This window comes from Pseudomonas trutticola BRTCR10, assembly GCF_056155105.1.
On sequence record NZ_CM149552.1, the window covers coordinates 5,603,077 to 5,622,405 of the forward strand.

Sequence of the window (19,329 nt, forward strand, 5' to 3'; positions counted from 1 at the left end):
CATGGCGGTCAAGGCAGCGAAAATCAGTGTTTATGCCTGGGAAGGCACGGACAAGAAAGGCAGCAAAATGACTGGTGAGCTGAGTGGGCTCAACCCGGCGCTGATCAAGGCGCAGTTGCGCAAACAGGGGATCAATCCGGGCAAGGTGCGCAAGAAATCCGCCTCGATACTGAGCTTTGGTAAACGCATCAAGGCGCAGGACATCGCCCTGTTCACGCGGCAGATGGCGACCATGATGAAGGCTGGCGTACCGTTGTTGCAGTCATTCGACATCATCGGCGAAGGTTTCGAAAACCCGGCGATGCGCAAAGTGGTCGACGAGGTGAAACAGGAAGTCGCCGCTGGCAACAGTTTCGCCAACGCGTTGCGCAAGAAGCCGCAGTATTTCGACGAGTTGTACTGCAACCTGGTGGATGCCGGCGAACAGTCCGGTGCCCTCGATACGTTGCTCGAGCGGGTCGCGACCTATAAGGAAAAAAGCGAAGCGCTCAAGGCCAAGATCAAGAAAGCCATGACCTACCCAACCGCTGTGGTGCTGGTCGCGGCGGTGGTGACCGGGATTCTGCTGGTGAAAGTGGTGCCACAGTTCCAGTCGGTGTTTTCCGGCTTCGGTGCCGAGCTGCCGGCGTTCACCCTGATGGTCATCAGCCTCTCGGAATTCATGCAGCAATGGTGGTGGGCGATTCTCGGTGTATTGGCGGCGGCCATTTTCGGCACCCGCCACGCCCTGAAAAAGTCTCAGGCCTTGCGCGACCGCAAAGACACCTGGCTGCTGAAACTGCCGCTGGTGGGCACACTGATGTACAAGTCGGCCGTCGCCCGATTCGCCCGCACCCTGTCGACGACTTTTGCAGCCGGCGTACCGTTGGTGGAGGCCCTCGACTCGGTGGCCGGCGCCACCGGCAACGTGGTGTTCAAGCGCGCGGTGTTGCGTATTCGCCAGGATGTTTCCACCGGTATGCAGTTGAATTTTTCGATGCGCACCACCGGCGTCTTTCCCAATATGGCCGTGCAGATGACCGCGATCGGCGAAGAGTCTGGCGCGCTTGACGAGATGCTCGACAAGGTCGCCGGGTTTTACGAGGACGAAGTGGATAACATGGTCGACAACCTAACCAGCCTCATGGAGCCGTTCATCATGGTGGTCCTGGGGGTGATCGTCGGCGGTCTGGTAGTCGCCATGTACCTGCCGATTTTCCAACTCGGCTCAGCGATCTGACATGCCTATCGACGAACTGTTTGCCCTCTATCCGTTGGCTTTTGTCTGCACGGCGTTACTGCTCGGCCTGGTGGTCGGCAGTTTTCTCAATGTACTGATCTGGCGCCTGCCGAAAATGCTCGAGCGCGATTGGCGCCAGCAGGCCCAGGACGTCCTCGGTCTGCCCAGCGAAACACCGTTGCCCACCTACAACCTGATGCTGCCCCACTCCGAGTGCCCGCATTGCGCACATCGAATCCGTGCCTGGGAGAACATTCCGCTACTCAGTTATCTGTGGCTGCGTGGACGCTGCTCGGCCTGCGCCACGCCCATCAGCAAACGCTATCCACTGACCGAACTGGCCTGTGGACTGCTCTCGGCATTCATCGCCTGGCATTTCGGATTTGGCTGGCCGGCCTGTCTGTTGATCTTTCTCACCTGGGGCTTGCTGGCGATGAGCCTGATCGACACCGAGCATCAACTGCTGCCCGATGTGCTGGTGCTGCCGTTGTTGTGGCTGGGGCTGATCGTCAACAGTTTCGGCATGTTCGTGTCGTTACACGAGGCATTGTGGGGTGCGGTGGCCGGGTATCTGGCGCTGTGGTCGGTGTTCTGGCTGTTCAAGCTGCTGACCGGCAAGGACGGCATCGGTCACGGTGATTTCAAGCTGCTGGCGCTGCTTGGCGCTTGGGGAGGTTGGCAGATTCTGCCGCTGACGATCCTGCTGTCATCGTTGGTGGGGGCGATCATCGGGGTGATTCTGCTGCGTGTGCGTGAGCAGAAAACCTCGGCGCCGATCCCCTTTGGCCCCTTTCTGGCAATTGCCGGCTGGATTGCCTTGCTCTGGGGTGGTCAAATAACCGACTTCTATTGGCAGTTTGTCGGTTTGCAATGAATACCCCTGTGGAAAAACCCTGGATTCTCGGCCTGACCGGCGGCATCGGCAGCGGCAAAAGCGCTGCGGCCCAGCACTTCATCGACCTTGGCATCCATGTGGTCGACGCCGATCACGCGGCGCGCTGGGTGGTCGAGCCGGGGCGCCCAGCCTTGGCGAAGATTGCCGAGCACTTTGGTGCTGGCGTATTGCAGGCTGACGGCACGCTGGATCGCGCCGCCCTGCGCAAGCTGATCTTTGAGGTCCCGGAGGAACGCCGCTGGCTCGAAGCCCTGCTGCATCCGCTGATCGCCGAGGAAATCGCTGATCATCTGGCACAGGCAAAATCGCCCTACGCGATTCTGGTTTCGCCGCTATTGATCGAGTCCGGGCAATACGCAATGACCCAGCGCATCCTGGTGATCGACGCCCCGCAACAACTGCAGATCGAACGCACCTTGCAGCGTGACCAGACCAGCGAACAGCAGGTTCAGGCGATCCTCGCGGCCCAGTCGAGCCGTAAAGACCGTGTGAGCCGTGCCGACGACGTGGTGGTCAACGACCGCGACCTCGCCTGGCTGCACAGCGAGGTTGAGCGCCTGCATGACTTTTACCTGACTTTAAGTGGAGGCCAATCATGAGCCCGATCCCAACCGTTGAATGCCCGACCTGCGGCGCACCCGTGGAATTCACCCCCGAGAACAAATTCCGCCCGTTCTGCTCCGATCGCTGCAAACTGATCGACCTCGGCGCCTGGGCGTCCGAAGAGCACAAGATCCCGGTCGCACCGGACGCCGAAGATGAAATGTTTTCCGGCGATTTCGACCCGCGTCACTGATTCCGATCAGGGGCGCATGAAGCCGTAGTCCTGATCATCGTCGAGGTTTTCCGCGAGAAAGCGCAACTCGTCGGCCAAGTCCTCGGCATTACGCACCGCCTTGCTCTGTTGCACCACCGCACTGAGCAAGGCGCGCAAGCTCAAGCCGGGATCGAACCCCACCTCCTGCGCCATCTCGAGACTCTGCCGGGTTTCCTGCCTAGCCCACTCGTAAACACTCATGCCGCTGCTCCTGAAGGGATTTGCGCGAGCATGAAATTTCCGGCGCGTGGCGGGTTTGATGTGGATCAAGACTTCGGATCGTCGTCCTTCCACGGCGCCGAAAGGTAGCGCGTGCGGTTGAAGGTCTCCAGCCATTCCGGGCAGAACACCACTAGTGCGCTGATCACCATGCCGTTGATGAACGCTTCGGGAAACAGCAGCAACCACAGATACCCGATGAAATCTTCCAGCCACTCCGGCATGGCAAAAAGACCGTCGTACCACAACAGTGTCAGGCTCAGGATCAAGCACAACAGGGCTGAAAGCGCCGCAGCGAAGAATCCTGAACAGAAGATGTACACGAACGGATTACGGGGCTGAGCGCGCTCGACGAGAATCGCCACGCACTCGGTGATCAGCACCGGCAGCAGGATGAACAATGCGCCATTGACCCCGAGCGCCGCGAGATCCTGACGCCCAAGCAGCAACAAACCAACTTGCGCCACCACTCCGCCGACAATCGCCAGCGGCCAGTCGAGCAGCAGCGTCACGGCAGTCATGCCGATGAAGTGATACGACACACCGGTGTCAAAATCCCTGCGCACCAGCCACAACAGAAACAACGCGAACACCGTGCCGAACAGTAAATGCTGACGGCGGCTGTCACTGAACAACTCGACCCACGGTGCGCGAAAGATCGCCCAGAGCAGCACTGGCACATAAATCAGCCAGCCCAGCACCAGGCTTGCAGTCGACAGCACCTCGGCACCGATCATGGCCGCGCCTTCTCCAAAGCCTCGCGCAGTTGGATCGCGTTGGCGTACTGATGTTGTTCGAGCAGTCGGCCGTCCTTCAGTTGCAGCCACAACACCTGGCCTTCTACGCCGGGATAGCGCGATGCGACCCGGCCCTCTCGGTCGAGCATGACCCGATAGTTGTAGTCACGCATGGCGGGCACGGCAAACATCCTGGCGATCAGCGCCGGCATGCGCTGGATATCTGCAACGAATACCGCGTGGCGCGCCTCCAGATAGCCCTTGGGCTGATCTTTCAAGGCTTCCCTGATCAGTTTGGCGGCATCCATGTCCCGCGCCACCAACAGCGTTGTGGCGCCGTTATCGAGTGTGTAGGCCTTATCGTACTGATCCAGCAATGTCCAGGGTGCGAGTCGTTCGCCGGTATCGAGTGCATGGGCAAACAGCGGAACTAAAGCAAACAACAGTAGCCAGCGTGAATTCACGTTCAATCTCCTCGATTTGGTATCAATGGACGCTTTCCACCAGTCTATACCGCCTCTTCGGATTGCCCACTGACGCACTTTGCCACGCAAGGCTTTCTGCTTGTCGCATTTGAACGCTAAGCTTGGGCCTATGGATGACTCAGATTATTTACGCCTGCTGACCATCGCGGCCGAGCAGGCCAACGCGTTCCTGTCCAATGCCCGCAAATGGGAGCGTGAGCGTTGGGTCTGTCAGCGCCTGCTGCAAGGCCTGAACATTCCCTACCGCGCCGACGAATTCGCGCCCGCCGGCGAGCCGCCGGATGTGCTGTTTCGTGATGCCAATTTCGAGGTGTTCTTCGTCCTTGATGAAGGCCGACGCCTCAACGACGAATGGCGCGATGAATTGCAGCGTCGCCGTAGTGCCTTCTCCCTCAGCCAACTGGTGCGCCGTGAAGCCAAGCCGCGACGGATCCCGGCCAACGAATTTCTGATGAGGCTGGCGCCGACGCTGCGCAAAAAAGCGCACAACTACAAGGAGCGCGGGATGGATCTGGGCGAACTGGACATCATTGCCTTCGCCAGCCTCAAACGTGAGGTGCTCGACCTGAACAGTCATTTCCCGCCGCCCACCGAATATTTGCGTCAGGGCTGGCGTTCGCTGTCACTCGTCGGCCCGACTTTCGCCCGCGTGCTCTTCGCCCACCCGGATGCACCGGATTTCCTGCGCAGCAACCTGGGCCGCAGCATTGTTTTTGATGTCGGGATCAGCCTGTGACGCCACTTCAGCAGTTGATCGCCGATGTTCCGCAAACCGGCACGGTGCGCTGGATTGGTGTGCGTCCTGAATCCCGGGGGCCGATGATCGAACTCGATGCCGTAGAAGCCCGACTGGAGGCTGGGCTGACCGGTGATCATGCGCGCCCCGGTGTGCGCAACGCGCGGCAGGTGACGCTGATTCAGTGGGAACATCTGGCGGTGATCAGCGCATTGATGGGGCGCCCGGCCGATCAACCAGTGAAGCCTGAAGATCTGCGGCGCAATCTGGTTATCAGCGGTATCAATCTGTTTAGCCTCAAGGGTCGGCGCTTTCGCATCGGTCAGGCAATATTCGAAACCACCGGCTGGTGTCAGCCCTGCGCACGCCTGCAAAACAACCTCGGCCCCGGCACTTTTCAAGCAGTGCGCGGGCATGGCGGAATTACTGCGCGAGTGTTACAAAGCGGGATCATTCGCCTCGATGATGGCGTGTCCGTCGAGCCTGTTCCAGACAGCGGCTATGCTGCGTTCAACCCCGGTTGAAAACCGCTGTAGCTTCTGCACATTCAGCAACGTCTACTTGACGAGGCCAATATGACCAGCCGCCTGAACCCCGAAGACCAAAAGCATGTCGAAGAGTACCTGCAACTGTCCCAACACCGTGTCGAGCGCCGGCCTTTCCGGCCGTGGATGCTCCTGGTGCTGGTGCTGGCAGTGACCATTGGTCTGGGCCTGTTGAGCCGACTTATCAGTTACCTGACGCTATGAGCTGCCTCGCGCTCGCTCGGTTGACTGCACCGATTTCCTTTAAAAACCTTGCGAGTTATCCCCATGTCCCATCGTATTGTTATTGTCGGCGGCGGCGCCGGCGGTCTGGAGTTGGCTACCCGTCTGGGTAAGACTCTGGGCAAACGTGGCACGGCCAGTGTGATGCTGGTCGACGCGAACCTGACGCACATCTGGAAACCGCTGTTGCACGAAGTGGCCGCCGGATCGCTGAACTCCTCCGAAGACGAACTCAACTATGTTGCCCAGGCGAAATGGAACCACTTTGAGTTCCAGCTGGGGCGCATGAGCGGGCTCGATCGTGCACAGAAGAAAATCCAGCTGGCCGCCACCTACGACGAAAACGGCGTTGAACTCGTCCCGGCGCGTGAAGTGCAGTACGACTCGCTGGTGATCAGCGTCGGCAGCACCACCAACGATTTCGGTACTCAGGGCGCGGCGCAGCACTGCCTGTTCCTCGACACGCGCAAACAGGCCGAGCGTTTCCACCAGCAACTGCTCAACCACTATCTGCGGGCGCACGCCGGGCAGACCGATGTGGTCGAGCAGATCAGCGTGGCCATCGTCGGCGCCGGCGCCACCGGTGTCGAACTGGCGGCAGAACTGCACAACGCCGCCCATGAACTGGCGGCTTATGGCCTGGACCGGATCAAACCGGAAAACATGCACATCACCCTGATCGAAGCCGGGCCACGTGTGCTTCCTGCCCTGCCGGAGCGCATCAGCGGGCCGGTACACAAGACCCTGGAGAAACTCGGGGTCAATGTGATGACCAATGCTTCGGTCAGCGAAGTGACGGCCGACAGCCTGATCACCGCCGACGGCAACGAGATCAAGGCCAGCCTGAAGGTCTGGGCAGCCGGTATTCGCGCACCGGGTTTCCTCAAGGACATCGACGGCCTGGAAACCAATCGCATCAACCAGCTGCAAGTGCTACCGACACTGCAAACCACCCGCGACGAGAACATCTTCGCTTTCGGTGACTGCGCAGCCTGCCCGCAACCGGGAACCGACCGCAACGTACCGCCACGGGCGCAAGCGGCGCACCAGCAGGCTTCGTTGCTGGCCAAATCGCTGAAGCTGCGCATCGAAGGCAAGACCCTGCCGGAGTACAAGTACACCGACTACGGCTCGCTGATTTCGCTGTCGCGTTTTTCGGCTGTAGGTAACTTGATGGGCAACCTGACTGGCAGCGTGATGCTTGAGGGCTGGCTGGCGCGGATGTTTTACGTGTCGCTGTATCGCATGCACCAGATGGCGTTGTACGGGCCGTTCCGCACGGCGATGCTGATGCTGGGCAGCAAGATTGGTCGTGGTACTGAACCGCGCCTGAAGCTGCACTAAAAACCTGTAGGAGTGAGCCTGCTCGCGATAGCGGTGTGTCAAATGACAAATATGTCCTCTGACACACCGCTATCGCGAGCAGGCTCNCTCGCGATAGCGGTGTGTCAAATGACAAATATGTCCTCTGACACACCGCTATCGCGAGCAGGCTCACTCCTACATTTGCTTCGCAATTCTGTCTCGTAGTGTATCTGCGCCCTCTATATCCCGACTTCGCTTACAAACTCCCCCGCTCCGCGACACAGACGCGATACACCACCACCGCTTAATGGCCACACCCGAGCAACACCTGCTCAGGCGAACGTCCATAACGTGTGGTTGCGCTGTGCAGCCCAGGAGAATGCAATGTCCCGTACTTCGACTCTCGGCAAAAAATCCATTGGCCTGCTCGGCGCTGCATTGGCTGGCGGTCTGATGCTGTCCGGCTCGGTATTCGCTGCACAGCCGCTGGCTCAGGGCTACATGGTCGCTTCGGCAGAAACCTCGGTGAAAGCCCCTGAAGGCAAATGTGGCGAAGGCAAATGCGGCGACGCTTCGATGGCCAAGACCGACAGTGATGGCGACGGCAAGGTTTCCCGTGCCGAATTTCTGAAAGTTGCGCCAAAGTCCGACTTCGACAAAATCGACACCAACCACGATGGCTTCATCGACGAGCAAGAGGCCTACAACAACGTGAAGGCCAACTTTGAAGCCAATGGCAAGAAAATGCCCAAAGGTCTGTTCGAACACCTCAAAGACCAAGACGGCGCCTGATTGCCGGAAAAACCAAGCCGCGCTCTCTTTCGGGAAGCGCGGCTTTTTTGTGTCTGCCTGTTCATGAATTTCAGGCAAAAAAAATCCCCGTATCTTTCGATACGAGGATTTTTAATATGGTCGGGGTAAGGGGATTCGAACTCCTGACATCCTGCTCCCAAAGCAGGCGCGCTACCGGACTGCGCTATACCCCGGTAAAAAAAAGGCGACCTTTCAAAGATCGCCTTCTTCGATCAGCGCTTTTGGCCTCTGATCTTAAGATTCGATCCCAGCGCAAACTGGTTTCAAAAATGGTGGGTCGTGTGGGATTCGAACCTACGACCAATTGGTTAAAAGCCAACTGCTCTACCAACTGAGCTAACGACCCAAAAATGGTCGGGGTAAGGGGATTCGAACTCCTGACATCCTGCTCCCAAAGCAGGCGCGCTACCGGACTGCGCTATACCCCGGCTTGAAATTGGCTCCGTGACCAGGACTCGAACCTGGGACCCAATGATTAACAGTCATTTGCTCTACCGACTGAGCTATCACGGAACTACATATTTCAATTTACAACGGTGAAACTTACAGCTCTTAGACTTCGTTCGCATCGCTGCGTTCGTGTGTCTGAGGCGCGCTATTCTACAACCTAGATCACCTCTGTCAACCCCCTAAATTGCTTTCAAGTTAATGATTTGCAACTTATTTCAGATTTCTGCTCAGTGAGCTGAAACCCTGTGGGTGACTGACTGCGGGGCGCACTTTACAAGCCTTTTCCTTTGAGTTCAACAGCCTAACGAAAAAAAAGGCCCCACGATGTGGGGCCTTCCAATTTTCATTGACGCCTGGACTCAGTTGAAAACGATTTCGTCGTTCTCGACAGTGCCGGTCGCCGTGTCGCCTGGCATGAAGTGACCCGAAAGGATCAACTGCGCCAGCGGGTTTTCGATCCAGCGTTGAATCGCCCGTTTCAAAGGACGCGCGCCATAGACCGGGTCGTAACCGACAGCAATCAGCTTGTCCATTGCTTCCGGACTCAGCTCCAGTCTCAATTCACGCTCGGCCAGACGCGTACGCAGACGACCCAACTGGATCTCGGTAATGCCCGCGATCTGATCCCGCGCCAGTGGCTCGAAGATCACCACCTCGTCGACCCGGTTGATGAACTCCGGACGGAAGTGCGACGTCAGCGCATCCATTACTGCAGCACGTTGCGCCTCACGATCACCGACCAGTTCCTGGATCTGCACCGAACCGAGGTTAGAGGTCATGACGATCACGGTATTGCGGAAGTCCACCGTGCGGCCATGGCTGTCAGTCAGGCGACCATCCTCAAGCACCTGCAGGAGAATGTTGAACACATCCGGGTGCGCCTTCTCGACTTCGTCCAGCAGGATCACCGAGTAAGGCTTGCGGCGTACCGCTTCGGTCAGATAACCACCCTCTTCGTAACCGACGTATCCCGGTGGCGCACCGATCAAGCGAGCCACGGAATGTTTCTCCATGAACTCGGACATGTCGATCCGCACCATCGCCTCTTCGGTATCAAAGAGGAATTCGGCCAGCGCCTTGCACAGCTCGGTTTTACCGACACCGGTCGGGCCGAGGAACATGAACGAGCCGCTCGGGCGATTCGGGTCGGACAACCCGGCACGCGAACGCCGCACTGCGTTGGCCACCGCCACCACGGCTTCGTCCTGACCGATCACACGTTGGTGCAACAGGCTTTCCATCTTCATCAGCTTGTCGCGCTCGCCTTCGAGCATTTTCGACACGGGGATGCCGGTCCACTTCGAGACGACTTCAGCGATTTCTTCCTCAGTCACCTTGCTGCGCAGCAGCTGGTTTTCGCTCTTGCCGTGCTGATCGACCATTTGCAGACTGCGCTCCAGATCCGGGATCACCCCGTACTGCAACTCGGCCATGCGGTTCAGGTCGCCTTTGCGGCGTGCAGCTTCCAGTTCCTGACGCGACTGTTCGATCTTCTGCTGAATCTGCGCAGAACCCTGCACCTCGGCCTTTTCCGAGTTCCAGATTTCTTCCAGATCCGAGTACTCACGCTCGTGACGCTCGATTTCTTCCTGAAGTTTTTCCAGGCGTTTCTTCGCCGCGTCGTCGCTTTCTTTCTTCAGCGCCTGGGATTCCACCTTCAACTGAATCAGGCGACGTTCCAGACGATCGAGCACTTCCGGCTTGGAGTCGATTTCCATACGGATACGGCTCGCGGCTTCGTCGATCAGATCGATGGCCTTGTCCGGCAGTTGCCGATCAGTGATGTAACGATGGCTGAGCTTCGCTGCCGCGATGATCGCGCCGTCGGTGATCGCCACCTTGTGGTGAACCTCGTAACGCTCCTTGAGGCCACGCAGGATGGCGATGGTGTCTTCTTCGCTTGGCTCATCCACCAGAACTTTCTGGAAGCGTCGCTCGAGCGCTGCGTCCTTCTCTATATATTGGCGATACTCGTTGAGCGTGGTCGCGCCGACGCAATGCAACTCGCCGCGAGCCAGTGCAGGCTTGAGCATGTTGCCGGCGTCCATCGAACCTTCGCCCTTACCGGCGCCGACCATGGTGTGCAGTTCGTCGATGAACAGAATGATCTGCCCTTCCTGCTTCGACAGCTCGTTAAGCAGCGATTTCAGGCGTTCTTCGAACTCACCGCGATACTTCGCACCGGCAATCAGCGCGCCCATGTCCAGCGACAGCAGACGCTTGCCCTTGAGGCCATCCGGCACTTCGCCGTTGATGATGCGCTGGGCCAGACCTTCGGCGATGGCGGTTTTACCCACACCAGGCTCACCGATCAGCACCGGGTTGTTTTTGGTGCGGCGTTGCAGAACCTGAATGGTGCGACGAATTTCGTCGTCACGGCCGATCACCGGGTCAAGCTTGCCGTCTTCGGCACGCTTGGTCAGGTCAACGGTGTACTTGTCCAACGCCTGACGCGACTCTTCGTGGTTGGCGTCATTGACAGCCTCACCGCCGCGCAGGTTGTTGATCGCGTTTTCCAGGGCTTTCTTGCTCACGCCCTGGCCGAGCAGCAACTTGCCGAGCTTGCTGTTCTCGTCCATCGCGGCGAGCAGCACCAGTTCGCTGGAAATGAACTGGTCGCCCTTCTGCTGGGCCAGGCGATCGGCCTGATTGAGCAGGCGCGCCAGATCCTGCGACATGTTGACGTCGCCGGTCGGATTCTGGATTTTCGGTAATTGGTCGAGCTCTTTGGTCAGCTCTTTGCGCAAGCTGTTGACGTCGAAGCCCACCTGCATCAGCAGAGGTTTGATCGAACCACCCTGCTGTTCAAGCATGGCTTGCATCAAGTGCGCCGGCTCGATGGCCGGATGATCGTGGCCGACAGCCAACGACTGGGCGTCGGACAAGGCCAACTGTAATTTGCTGGTTAAACGGTCTATACGCATGGGTCACCTTCCTTTTGAGCAGGCCGGACCTAAGAAACCATCCTGAATAAAGAAACCTGCCAGATACCACTGTAGATGCGGTCGATTCTGGGAGATTCAAGCGTCAGAGAGTTGATTCAGGTCAGGCAAGTCTAGCGGGTGAGCCAAACGAGGGAGGCAAAGCGACCGGTGCGCGACGCACGGCGGTAAGAAAAGAAGCGCGGATCGTTCACGGTGCACAAACCGCCACCATAAACCGCTGTGACACCACGGGCTGCCATACGCAGGCGCGCCAGCATATAGATGTCAGCCATGAACTTGCCGGCATTGCTGCTCGGTACAAAGGCATCGGCTGCTTCAGGCAATTGATTGATGAAGACCTCCCGAACTTCCGGGCCCACTTCAAATGCTTGCGGACCGATGGCTGGACCGAGCCAGACCAGTACGTCTTCTGCCGGTACATCCAACGTGTCGAGCGTCGCTTCCAGCACGCCCGCCGCCAGACCACGCCAACCGGCGTGCGCAGCGGCTACGCGAGTACCCGCGCGATCGCAGAACAACGCCGGCAAGCAATCAGCCGTCATCGCCGCACAGGCAATTCCGGGGGTGGCCGTCCAACTGGCGTCGGCGGTCGCCACCACGCCTGGATCAGCATGGGCCACGGTGATTCCGTGCACTTGCTGCAACCAGGCAGGCTTTATAGAGAAGTGCTCAGTCAGACGCCGACGGTTCTCGGCAACGTCCTGCGGGCGGTCATCAACATGATCGCCCAGATTGAGACTGTCGAACGGCGCCTCGCTGACACCGCCCTCGCGGGTGGTGACACAGGCCCTGACGCTGGCCGGCGCGGGCCAGTCCGGCGTCAGCCAGTTCATCCGACGAAAGCCTCGCGATCCTGCTTGAGCAGGGTCAACAGCCAGACGAAGTCTTCCGGCAGTGGCGATTCCCAGCTCATGCGCTGACCGCTCGTCGGGTGATCGAGTTCAAGGAACCGCGCGTGCAAAGCCTGCCGCGGGAAGTTCTTGAGGGTTTCGACCATGTTCAGGTTCGCCGCCGGCGGAATGCGGAAACGACCGCCGTACGCCGGGTCGCCCACCAACGGGAAGTTGATGTGCGCCATGTGTACGCGGATCTGGTGAGTTCGGCCGGTTTCCAGCTTCACCCGTACGTGGGTGTGGGAACGGAAACGCTCCAGCACGCGGTAGTGGCTGACGGCAGGCTTGCCGCCCTCCATCACCGCCATGCGCTGGCGCTGCTGGCCGTGACGACCGATCGGCGCGTTGATCTTGCCGCCGGCAGTCACTACGCCAATCACGATGCATTCGTAGATCCGGCTGACACTGCGGCTCTGCAACTGCGCAACCAGTTTTGTCTGTGCCTGAATGGTCTTGGCCACCACCATCAGACCGGTGGTGTCCTTGTCCAGACGATGCACGATACCGGCGCGCGGAACATTGATGATGTCCGGCACATGGTGCAGCAAGGCGTTGAGCAAGGTGCCATCGGCGTGACCGGCAGCCGGGTGCACCACCAGGCCCGCAGGCTTGTTGATTACCAGGATGTCGTCATCTTCATAGACGATGTCGAGCTCGATGTCCTGGGCGATCCACTCGCCCTGGGCTTCCTGCTCGGCAGTCAGGTCAAGGATGGCACCGCCATGCACAATGTCGCGAGGGCGGATGACCGCCCCGTCCACAGTCAGGCGACCTTCTTTGATCCAGGCGGAAAGGCGCGAGCGAGAGTGCTCAGCGAAGAGTTGGGCAGCGACTTGATCGAGGCGTTGGCCGCCCAATTCGGACGGCACCTCTGCGCGAAGTTCAATTTTATCGGACATGCTCTGACTGTGCGTCGGCACAGCTTTTGGTTTCGGCTGCGCGCTTGTGGTTAAATACGGCGTCTTTTGCCCCGAGGCTTTTCAACGGGGCGCTCATCATAACAGGACGGCCCCGCCCAAGACAGCGGCCGTCATAGGGACGCAAGCCGCCATGCAAGTGAAACACCTGCTGCTGATCGCCATCCTCGCATTGACCGCTGCTTGCTCATCGAAGGAAGTCGTAGACGAAAACCTCAGCGAAGCCGAGCTGTATCAGCAGGCTCAGACTGACCTGGACAACAACAGCTACACCAGCGCCACAGCCAAGCTGAAGGCTCTGGAGTCGCGTTATCCGTTCGGTCGCTACGCCGATCAGGCGCAGCTGGAACTGATCTACGCCAACTACAAGAACGCCGAGCCGGAAGCTGCAAAGTCCGCCGCCGAGCGTTTCATTCGTTTGCATCCGCAGCACCCGAACGTGGATTACGCGTACTACCTCAAAGGTCTGACTTCTTTCGACCAGGACGTCGGCCTGCTGGCGCGCTTCCTGCCGCTGGACATGACCAAGCGTGACCCGGGCGCCGCGCGCGACTCCTACAACGAGTTCGCCCAGCTGACCAGTCGTTACCCGAACAGCCGCTACGCGCCGGACGCCAAGCAGCGCATGATTTACCTGCGCAACCTGCTGGCGGCCTACGAGATCCACGTGGCCGACTACTACCTGACCCGTCAGGCTTACGTCGCCGCCGCCAACCGTGGCCGTTACGTAGTGGAAAACTTCCAGGAAACCCCATCGGTCGGCGACGGCCTGGCGGTCATGACTGAAGCCTATCAGCGTCTGCACCTGGACGATCTGGCGGCCACCAGCCTGGAAACCCTGAAGCTCAACTACCCGAACCACCCGAGCCTGCAAGACGGCCAGTTCGTGCCACGGGTTGCCGAGGCCGACAACCGTTCGTTCCTGAGCAAGGCGACTTTGGGTCTGATCGAGTCGCGTCCACCGCTGCCGCCGGGCGAAACCCGCGCCAACCAGGACGTGCAGAAGCAGTTCCAGGACGCGAAAGATGCGATCCCGAACGAGCTCAAGCCTAAAGACGAGAACGGCGACGTGATCGAAGAGCCGGAGCCGGAATCGAGCAACACCGACCGCTCGTGGTTCAGCTACATGACTTTCGGTGTGTTCGACTGATCACACCGGATGTACGGAAAAGGGAGATCTGCGGATCTCCCTTTTTCATTTCCGCGCTTTAATCCGCTGTGCGCTGATCAGGTCCTTGGCTAAACTGCCGGATCATCAATCGAAAAGCGGCTCATCATGCTTCGTTTATTATTCTGGATCGCCCTGATTTTTGCTGCGGTATGGCTGTGGCGCAAATTCAAGGCCCCTGCATCGTCCGCGCCCTCCCCTCGCCAGCAAGACGCTTCGCCGATGGTGCGCTGCGCCCATTGTGGCGTACACCTGCCCCGCGACCGTGCGCTGAGCCTTCAACAACAGTGGTATTGCAGCCAGGCTCACCTCGAGCAAGGCCCGGGTGCCAGTGATCGCTGAGGCCGCCAACGCCGATCAGAAACAGGCTCAGCGTCTGCTGCGCCTTTATCATCTCTACCGCTTGAGTGTCGGCATCACGCTCGTGCTGCTGATCTCCAGCAATATGGACAATCGCCTGCTGACGTCGGCCAACGACGATCTGCTGCGCGGCGGCAGTTGGCTGTATCTGGTGCTGAACATCCTGCTGGTGGTGTTCCTTGAGAACACCCGGCGCCCGGCCCAGCTATTCAGTCTGGCGCTGGTGGATGTGCTGCTGTTGTGTGGCCTGTTCTATGCGGCGGGTGGCGTGGCCAGTGCCCTCGGCAATTTGCTGGTGGTCTCGGTGGCGATCAGCAACACCCTGCTGCGCCGACGCATCGGCCTGCTGATCGCGGCCATTGGCGCCCTCGGCATTGTCGCCTTGAGCTTTCTGCTGAGTTTCAGCCATCCCCTGAGCGCCAATGAATATTTGCAGGCCGGCACCCTTGGCGCATTGTGTTTTGCCGCGTCGTTGCTGGTGCAGGGGCTGATCCGGCGACTGGAAGTCAGTGAAACCCTGGCCGAGCAGAAAGCCAGTGAAGTGGTCGGACTGGAAGCCCTCAACGCGCTGATCCTGCAACGCATGCGCACCGGGATTCTGGTACTCGACGCGCAACGTCGGGTGCAACTGGCCAACCAGAGCGCGCAGACCTTGCTCGCGCAGTCGCATCTTCAAGGCCATTTGATCGACGATTACTCCACCGCGCTGGTCGATCGCCTGCAACTGTGGATGAACAACCCGACCCTGCGTCCGCAAAGCCTGAAAATCCCCGGTAACGGCCTGGAACTGCAGCCGAGCTTTATCGCCCTCGAACAGAGCCCCAACCAGCAAACCCTGGTGTTTCTCGAAGACCTCGCGCAAATCGCCCAACAGGCCCAGCAACTGAAACTCGCTGCGCTGGGGCGTTTGACCGCCGGTATCTCTCACGAAATTCGCAATCCACTGGGCGCCATCAGTCACGCCGCGCAGTTGCTGGGCGAATCCGAGGAACTCGATGGCGCAGATCGGCGTCTGACGCAGATTATTCAAGATCACTCCAAACGCATGAATCGAGTCATCGAAAACGTCCTGCAACTGTCTCGTCGCCAGCAGAGCGCACCGCAACGCCTGGATCTCAAACCATGGCTGGAAAACTTCGTCGCCGAAAGCCGCGAACAGGCCACCGAGCGCCAGCAGATTCATTTGCGGATCCACTCGGGCGACTTCACCACCCTGATGGACCCGAATCAGCTCACACAAATTCTCGACAATCTGTTACGTAATGGCTGGCGTCACAGCGGACTTCTGCACGAGCAAGCCGAAGTCTGGCTGGCCTTGTTCATTGACCCCGACAGCCAGTTGGCGGTGCTCGAAGTGCAGGACAACGGCCCTGGCGTGGCGCTTGATGAACAGGCCCATCTATTCGAACCGTTCTTCACCACCAGCAGCCAGGGCACCGGCCTTGGGCTTTATCTGTCCCGTGAGCTGTGCGAAAGCAACCAGGCGCGCCTAGACTTCAAACCACGCCAAGGCGGCGGCTGCTTTCGCATCACCTTTGCTCACGGACGGAAACAAAGTTGAACACGAGCCTACGGCAAAAAATCCTCATCGTCGACGACGAACCGGATATCCGCGAACTCCTGGAAATCACCTTGGGACGGATGAAACTCGACACCTTCAGCGCACGCAATCTGACGGAAGCCCGGGCGCTGTTGCACCGCGAGACTTTCGATCTGTGCCTGACCGACATGCGCCTGCCTGACGGTACGGGGCTTGAACTGGTGCAGCACATCCAGCAACGTTATCCACAATTGCCGGTGGCGATGATCACCGCCTATGGCAGCCTCGAAACGGCAATCAACGCGTTGAAGGCCGGGGCGTTCGACTTCCTTACCAAACCGGTGGACCTGACCCGGCTGCGCGAACTGGTCGCAACGGCCCTGCGCATGCCGGCGGGAGGGGTTTCGACCACGATTGATCGACGGCTGCTGGGTGATTCATTGCCAATGCGTAATCTGCGCAAGCAAATCGACAAGCTCGCTCGCAGCCAGGCACCGGTGTACATCAGCGGCGAATCCGGCAGTGGCAAAGAGTTGGTGGCGCGACTGATCCACGAACAAGGCCCGCGTGCCGGTCAGCCATTCGTGCCGGTGAACTGCGGGGCGATTCCGTCGGAGCTGATGGAAAGCGAGTTTTTCGGCCATCGCAAAGGCAGCTTCACCGGGGCTGTCGAGGACAAACCGGGGCTGTTTCAGGCCGCGCAGGGCGGCACACTGTTTCTTGATGAGGTGGCGGACTTGCCACTGTCGATGCAGGTGAAACTGCTGCGAGCAATTCAGGAGAAAGCCGTGCGCAGTGTGGGCGGTCAGCAGGAAACCGTGGTTGATGTGCGAATTCTCTGCGCAACCCACAAGGACCTCGATGCGGAGGTCACCGCCGAGCGCTTTCGCCAGGACCTCTATTACCGTCTCAACGTGATCGAACTGCGTGTGCCGTCCCTGCGCGAACGCCGCGATGACATTGAAGTGCTGGCGGCGCACATGCTCAAGCGCTTGGCCAAGGATACCGGTCAACCGGCGGCACACCTGCATCCGCAGGCCCTGGAGGCACTGAAGAGTTACCGCTTTCCAGGCAATGTACGGGAACTGGAAAACGTCCTCGAGCGGGCACATACCTTGTGCGAGAACCGCGTGATCGAGACTGAAGATCTACGATTGAGCGAGGGTAACTGCGCGGCGGATGGCGCGATTGCCGATCTGACGCAGATCGACAATCTGGAAGATTATCTGGAGAACGTCGAACGCAAACTGATCTTGCAGGCACTGGAGGAAACCCGCTGGAACCGGACGGCGGCTGCGCAGCGGTTGAGCCTGTCGTTCAGGTCGATGCGTTATCGCCTGAAAAAACTCGGTCTGGACTGAAGACCTCATCGCGGGCAAGCCCGCTCCCACAGTGGTCCGAGACGTCCGCTAAATTGTGTAGGCTGAAAAACCTGTGGGAGCGGGCTTGCCCGCGATGGCGGCCTTACACAAACCCATAAACATCAGACTAGATGCGCCCGGTCGGCGCATACGGCGCCGGATCAATAATCGGCGTGCGCCCCAGCATCACATCGGCAAACAAGTGACACGACGCCGGCGCCAGCACCAGGCCGTTGCGGTAATGACCGCAGTTCAGCCACAAGCCCTCATGCCCCGGCACACGGCCAATGTACGGAATCCCTTCCGGTGATCCTGGCCGCAATCCAGCCCAATGCCCGACCACTTCGGCATCCGCCAAAGCAGGTATCAGCTCCTCGGCCGAGGCCTTGAGGCTTTGCAGCGCCACATCGGTCGGCGTCTTGTCGTAGCCTTCGTGCTCCAGCGTACTGCCGATCAGGATGTGACCATCACGACGCGGAATCGCATAACGCCCCTTGGCCAGCACCATACTCGGCAGGTAATCCGCCGCACATTTGTAAAGGATCATCTGGCCCTTGACCGGTTCGACCGGCAACGACAGGTTCAACGTCTTGAGCAGATCACCGCTCCACGCACCCGCGGTCAGCACCACCTGATCGCCAGAGATCACGCCCGTGGACGCCTGCACGCCCACCACCCGCTCATCCTCACGAACAAACCCGCTGACTTCGCACTGCTCGTGGATGGTCACGTTCGGCAGCGCCAACAGCGCGGCTTTCAGTGATTTGACCAATCGCGGGTTTCTGACATTGGCCACATCAGCCATGTAGATCGCCCGCGAAAATCCACTGCCAAGCACCGGCACCGCTTGGTGCGCCGCCGAGATATCCACAGCCCGCAACGGGCGATTCTCGCGCTCGGCCCAAGCCAGGGCTTCAGCTTCGTCATCCAGATCCAGCCAATACAGGCCGGTGGTGTGAACCTCAGGATCAACCCCGGTATCAGCCAACAGGCGCTCGCCGAGCTGTGGATAAAAATCCTGCGACCAATGCGCCAGCGCGGTGACTGCCGGGCTGTAGCGCCACGGATACAGCGGAGAAACGATGCCGCCACCGGCCCAGGACGATTCCTGGCCGACGTTCGAACGATCCAGCAGCACCACGCTGCGCACTTCGGAAGCAAGATTGTAGGCGGTCAGCAGGCCAATCACCCCGCCACCGACAATCACCACTTGCTGTTGCCTGGTCATGTTTGATCCAACCGTAAAAAAGACAGTGGGCGCAAAAGGCGCCCGAAAGAAAGCGCCTCAGCGGCCCCAGCAATCCTTGGTGGTCAGCCCGGTAGTCGCGTTGTTCATGCTTCTGACACCCGTGTTGGTCAGGGTGAAATCCCCGCACTTGTCAGTCGCCATGGCCGTGCCCGTCTTGCGGGTAGCGGTCAGCAGGAAGGTCTGGTCGGTGATGGTCGGCGTGATCGTATAAAAATCGTTGCCTGCACTCAGACCGGTGATGCCGGTGTAGATATTGTTCTTGGTGTAGAAACGTTCGAGGCTCTGCGCCTGTTCCGACAGCAGCGATACCACTTCGGCGCGACGGCCCTTCTTCACGTATTCGGTGTAGCTTGGAATGCCGATGGTGAGCATGATCCCGATGATCGCAATCACAATCATGATTTCGATCAGGGTAAAGCCTCGGTTGGATCTGCGCATGCCTCAAACTCTCGC

The 19,329-nt window shown here is 59.3% G+C and carries 21 protein-coding genes and 4 tRNA genes; 13 read left to right on the forward strand and 12 right to left on the reverse strand.

Annotation, left to right across the window (positions count from 1 at the left end):
* The first annotated feature begins 1 nt into the window (after position 1).
* The 4 genes from ACVVH8_RS25405 to yacG are packed head-to-tail and all read left to right on the forward strand — an operon-like array spanning position 2 to position 2,910.
* On the forward strand, positions 2-1,219 hold the full coding sequence (locus tag ACVVH8_RS25405) for a type II secretion system F family protein (protein WP_103306535.1): 1,218 nt from the start codon (positions 2-4) through the stop codon (positions 1,217-1,219).
* A 1-nt stretch (position 1,220) separates the two neighbouring features.
* Entirely contained in the window at positions 1,221-2,093 is an 873-nt protein-coding gene (locus ACVVH8_RS25410) for a prepilin peptidase (protein ID WP_103306534.1), read from the forward strand.
* Positions 2,090-2,713 (forward strand): dephospho-CoA kinase, encoded by a 624-nt coding sequence (gene coaE / locus ACVVH8_RS25415; RefSeq protein ID WP_475226965.1) that lies wholly within the window; start codon positions 2,090-2,092, stop codon positions 2,711-2,713. The genes ACVVH8_RS25410 and coaE overlap by 4 nt, the downstream gene beginning before the upstream one ends.
* Entirely contained in the window at positions 2,710-2,910 is a 201-nt protein-coding gene (yacG, locus tag ACVVH8_RS25420) for a DNA gyrase inhibitor YacG (protein WP_213026619.1), read from the forward strand. The genes coaE and yacG overlap by 4 nt, the downstream gene beginning before the upstream one ends.
* Before the next feature lie 6 nt (positions 2,911-2,916).
* Here the strand turns inward: yacG and ACVVH8_RS25425 are convergent, their stop codons facing one another.
* The 3 genes from ACVVH8_RS25425 to ACVVH8_RS25435 all read right to left on the reverse strand — a co-directional run bounded on the left by ACVVH8_RS25425 (position 2,917) and on the right by ACVVH8_RS25435 (position 4,351).
* Positions 2,917-3,132, reverse strand: coding sequence for a hypothetical protein (locus ACVVH8_RS25425; protein ID WP_007959584.1), 216 nt, complete (start codon positions 3,130-3,132; stop codon positions 2,917-2,919).
* A 65-nt stretch (positions 3,133-3,197) separates the two neighbouring features.
* On the reverse strand, positions 3,198-3,887 hold the full coding sequence (locus tag ACVVH8_RS25430) for an energy-coupling factor ABC transporter permease (RefSeq protein WP_103306531.1): 690 nt from the start codon (positions 3,885-3,887) through the stop codon (positions 3,198-3,200).
* Positions 3,884-4,351 (reverse strand): FAD/FMN-containing dehydrogenase, encoded by a 468-nt coding sequence (locus tag ACVVH8_RS25435; RefSeq protein ID WP_475226968.1) that lies wholly within the window; start codon positions 4,349-4,351, stop codon positions 3,884-3,886. The genes ACVVH8_RS25430 and ACVVH8_RS25435 overlap by 4 nt, the downstream gene beginning before the upstream one ends.
* A gap of 130 nt (positions 4,352-4,481) precedes the next feature.
* Between ACVVH8_RS25435 and ACVVH8_RS25440 the strand changes: the two genes are divergently transcribed.
* The 5 genes from ACVVH8_RS25440 to ACVVH8_RS25460 all read left to right on the forward strand — a co-directional run bounded on the left by ACVVH8_RS25440 (position 4,482) and on the right by ACVVH8_RS25460 (position 7,972).
* The gene (locus tag ACVVH8_RS25440) at positions 4,482-5,108 is read left to right on the forward strand and encodes a DUF1780 domain-containing protein (protein ID WP_103306529.1); all 627 of its coding nucleotides are present in this window, start codon (positions 4,482-4,484) and stop codon (positions 5,106-5,108) included.
* Positions 5,105-5,632, forward strand: a complete 528-nt coding sequence (locus ACVVH8_RS25445) for an MOSC domain-containing protein (RefSeq protein ID WP_103306528.1) — start codon at positions 5,105-5,107, stop codon at positions 5,630-5,632. The genes ACVVH8_RS25440 and ACVVH8_RS25445 overlap by 4 nt, the downstream gene beginning before the upstream one ends.
* A 51-nt stretch (positions 5,633-5,683) precedes the next feature.
* Positions 5,684-5,857, forward strand: a complete 174-nt coding sequence (locus ACVVH8_RS25450; RefSeq protein WP_003228304.1) for a DUF3094 family protein — start codon at positions 5,684-5,686, stop codon at positions 5,855-5,857.
* A 63-nt stretch (positions 5,858-5,920) separates the two neighbouring features.
* Positions 5,921-7,219 carry an NAD(P)/FAD-dependent oxidoreductase gene (locus tag ACVVH8_RS25455; RefSeq protein ID WP_016986237.1) on the forward strand — a complete coding sequence of 433 codons (1,299 nt, stop codon included), beginning with the start codon at positions 5,921-5,923 and terminating at the stop codon, positions 7,217-7,219.
* Between the two features lie 345 nt (positions 7,220-7,564).
* Positions 7,565-7,972: an HvfA family oxazolone/thioamide-modified RiPP metallophore gene (locus ACVVH8_RS25460; RefSeq protein WP_103306526.1), complete on the forward strand. Its 408-nt coding sequence runs from the start codon at positions 7,565-7,567 to the stop codon at positions 7,970-7,972.
* A 117-nt stretch (positions 7,973-8,089) separates the two neighbouring features.
* On the opposite strand, the gene ACVVH8_RS25465 is transcribed toward ACVVH8_RS25460, so the two are convergent.
* The 7 genes from ACVVH8_RS25465 to rluD all read right to left on the reverse strand — a co-directional run bounded on the left by ACVVH8_RS25465 (position 8,090) and on the right by rluD (position 13,180).
* Positions 8,090-8,166: transfer RNA gene (locus ACVVH8_RS25465), tRNA-Pro, on the reverse strand.
* 97 nt (positions 8,167-8,263) lie between these two features.
* A tRNA-Lys gene (locus tag ACVVH8_RS25470) sits at positions 8,264-8,339 on the reverse strand.
* 5 nt (positions 8,340-8,344) lie between these two features.
* Positions 8,345-8,421, reverse strand: a tRNA-Pro gene (locus ACVVH8_RS25475).
* Between the two features lie 9 nt (positions 8,422-8,430).
* Positions 8,431-8,506, reverse strand: a tRNA-Asn gene (locus ACVVH8_RS25480).
* 296 nt (positions 8,507-8,802) lie between these two features.
* Complete coding sequence (clpB, locus tag ACVVH8_RS25485) at positions 8,803-11,367, reverse strand: ATP-dependent chaperone ClpB (RefSeq protein ID WP_213026621.1); 2,565 nt, start codon at positions 11,365-11,367, stop codon at positions 8,803-8,805.
* A 131-nt stretch (positions 11,368-11,498) separates the two neighbouring features.
* Positions 11,499-12,221 (reverse strand): peptidoglycan editing factor PgeF, encoded by a 723-nt coding sequence (pgeF, locus tag ACVVH8_RS25490; RefSeq protein ID WP_475226971.1) that lies wholly within the window; start codon positions 12,219-12,221, stop codon positions 11,499-11,501.
* Positions 12,218-13,180, reverse strand: a complete 963-nt coding sequence (gene rluD, locus ACVVH8_RS25495) for a 23S rRNA pseudouridine(1911/1915/1917) synthase RluD (RefSeq protein WP_475226973.1) — start codon at positions 13,178-13,180, stop codon at positions 12,218-12,220. Before rluD ends, pgeF begins: the two co-directional genes overlap by 4 nt.
* Positions 13,181-13,331: 151 nt before the next feature.
* Here rluD and ACVVH8_RS25500 point away from each other — a divergent pair, with 151 nt between their 5' ends.
* The 4 genes from ACVVH8_RS25500 to ACVVH8_RS25515 all read left to right on the forward strand — a co-directional run bounded on the left by ACVVH8_RS25500 (position 13,332) and on the right by ACVVH8_RS25515 (position 17,627).
* On the forward strand, positions 13,332-14,348 hold the full coding sequence (locus ACVVH8_RS25500) for an outer membrane protein assembly factor BamD (RefSeq protein ID WP_093434846.1): 1,017 nt from the start codon (positions 13,332-13,334) through the stop codon (positions 14,346-14,348).
* Between the two features lie 126 nt (positions 14,349-14,474).
* Complete coding sequence (locus ACVVH8_RS25505; RefSeq protein ID WP_103303583.1) at positions 14,475-14,708, forward strand: PP0621 family protein; 234 nt, start codon at positions 14,475-14,477, stop codon at positions 14,706-14,708.
* Positions 14,698-16,287 (forward strand): sensor histidine kinase, encoded by a 1,590-nt coding sequence (locus ACVVH8_RS25510; RefSeq protein ID WP_213026623.1) that lies wholly within the window; start codon positions 14,698-14,700, stop codon positions 16,285-16,287. The genes ACVVH8_RS25505 and ACVVH8_RS25510 overlap by 11 nt, the downstream gene beginning before the upstream one ends.
* Positions 16,284-17,627, forward strand: coding sequence for a sigma-54-dependent transcriptional regulator (locus tag ACVVH8_RS25515; protein ID WP_475226975.1), 1,344 nt, complete (start codon positions 16,284-16,286; stop codon positions 17,625-17,627). Before ACVVH8_RS25510 ends, ACVVH8_RS25515 begins: the two co-directional genes overlap by 4 nt.
* A gap of 127 nt (positions 17,628-17,754) precedes the next feature.
* On the opposite strand, the gene thiO is transcribed toward ACVVH8_RS25515, so the two are convergent.
* Both thiO and ACVVH8_RS25525 read right to left on the reverse strand, forming a co-directional pair.
* The gene (gene thiO, locus ACVVH8_RS25520) at positions 17,755-18,855 is read right to left on the reverse strand and encodes a glycine oxidase ThiO (RefSeq protein ID WP_475226979.1); all 1,101 of its coding nucleotides are present in this window, start codon (positions 18,853-18,855) and stop codon (positions 17,755-17,757) included.
* A gap of 57 nt (positions 18,856-18,912) precedes the next feature.
* The gene (locus ACVVH8_RS25525; RefSeq protein ID WP_103303587.1) at positions 18,913-19,314 is read right to left on the reverse strand and encodes a type IV pilin protein; all 402 of its coding nucleotides are present in this window, start codon (positions 19,312-19,314) and stop codon (positions 18,913-18,915) included.
* Between the last annotated feature and the right edge of the window lie 15 nt (positions 19,315-19,329).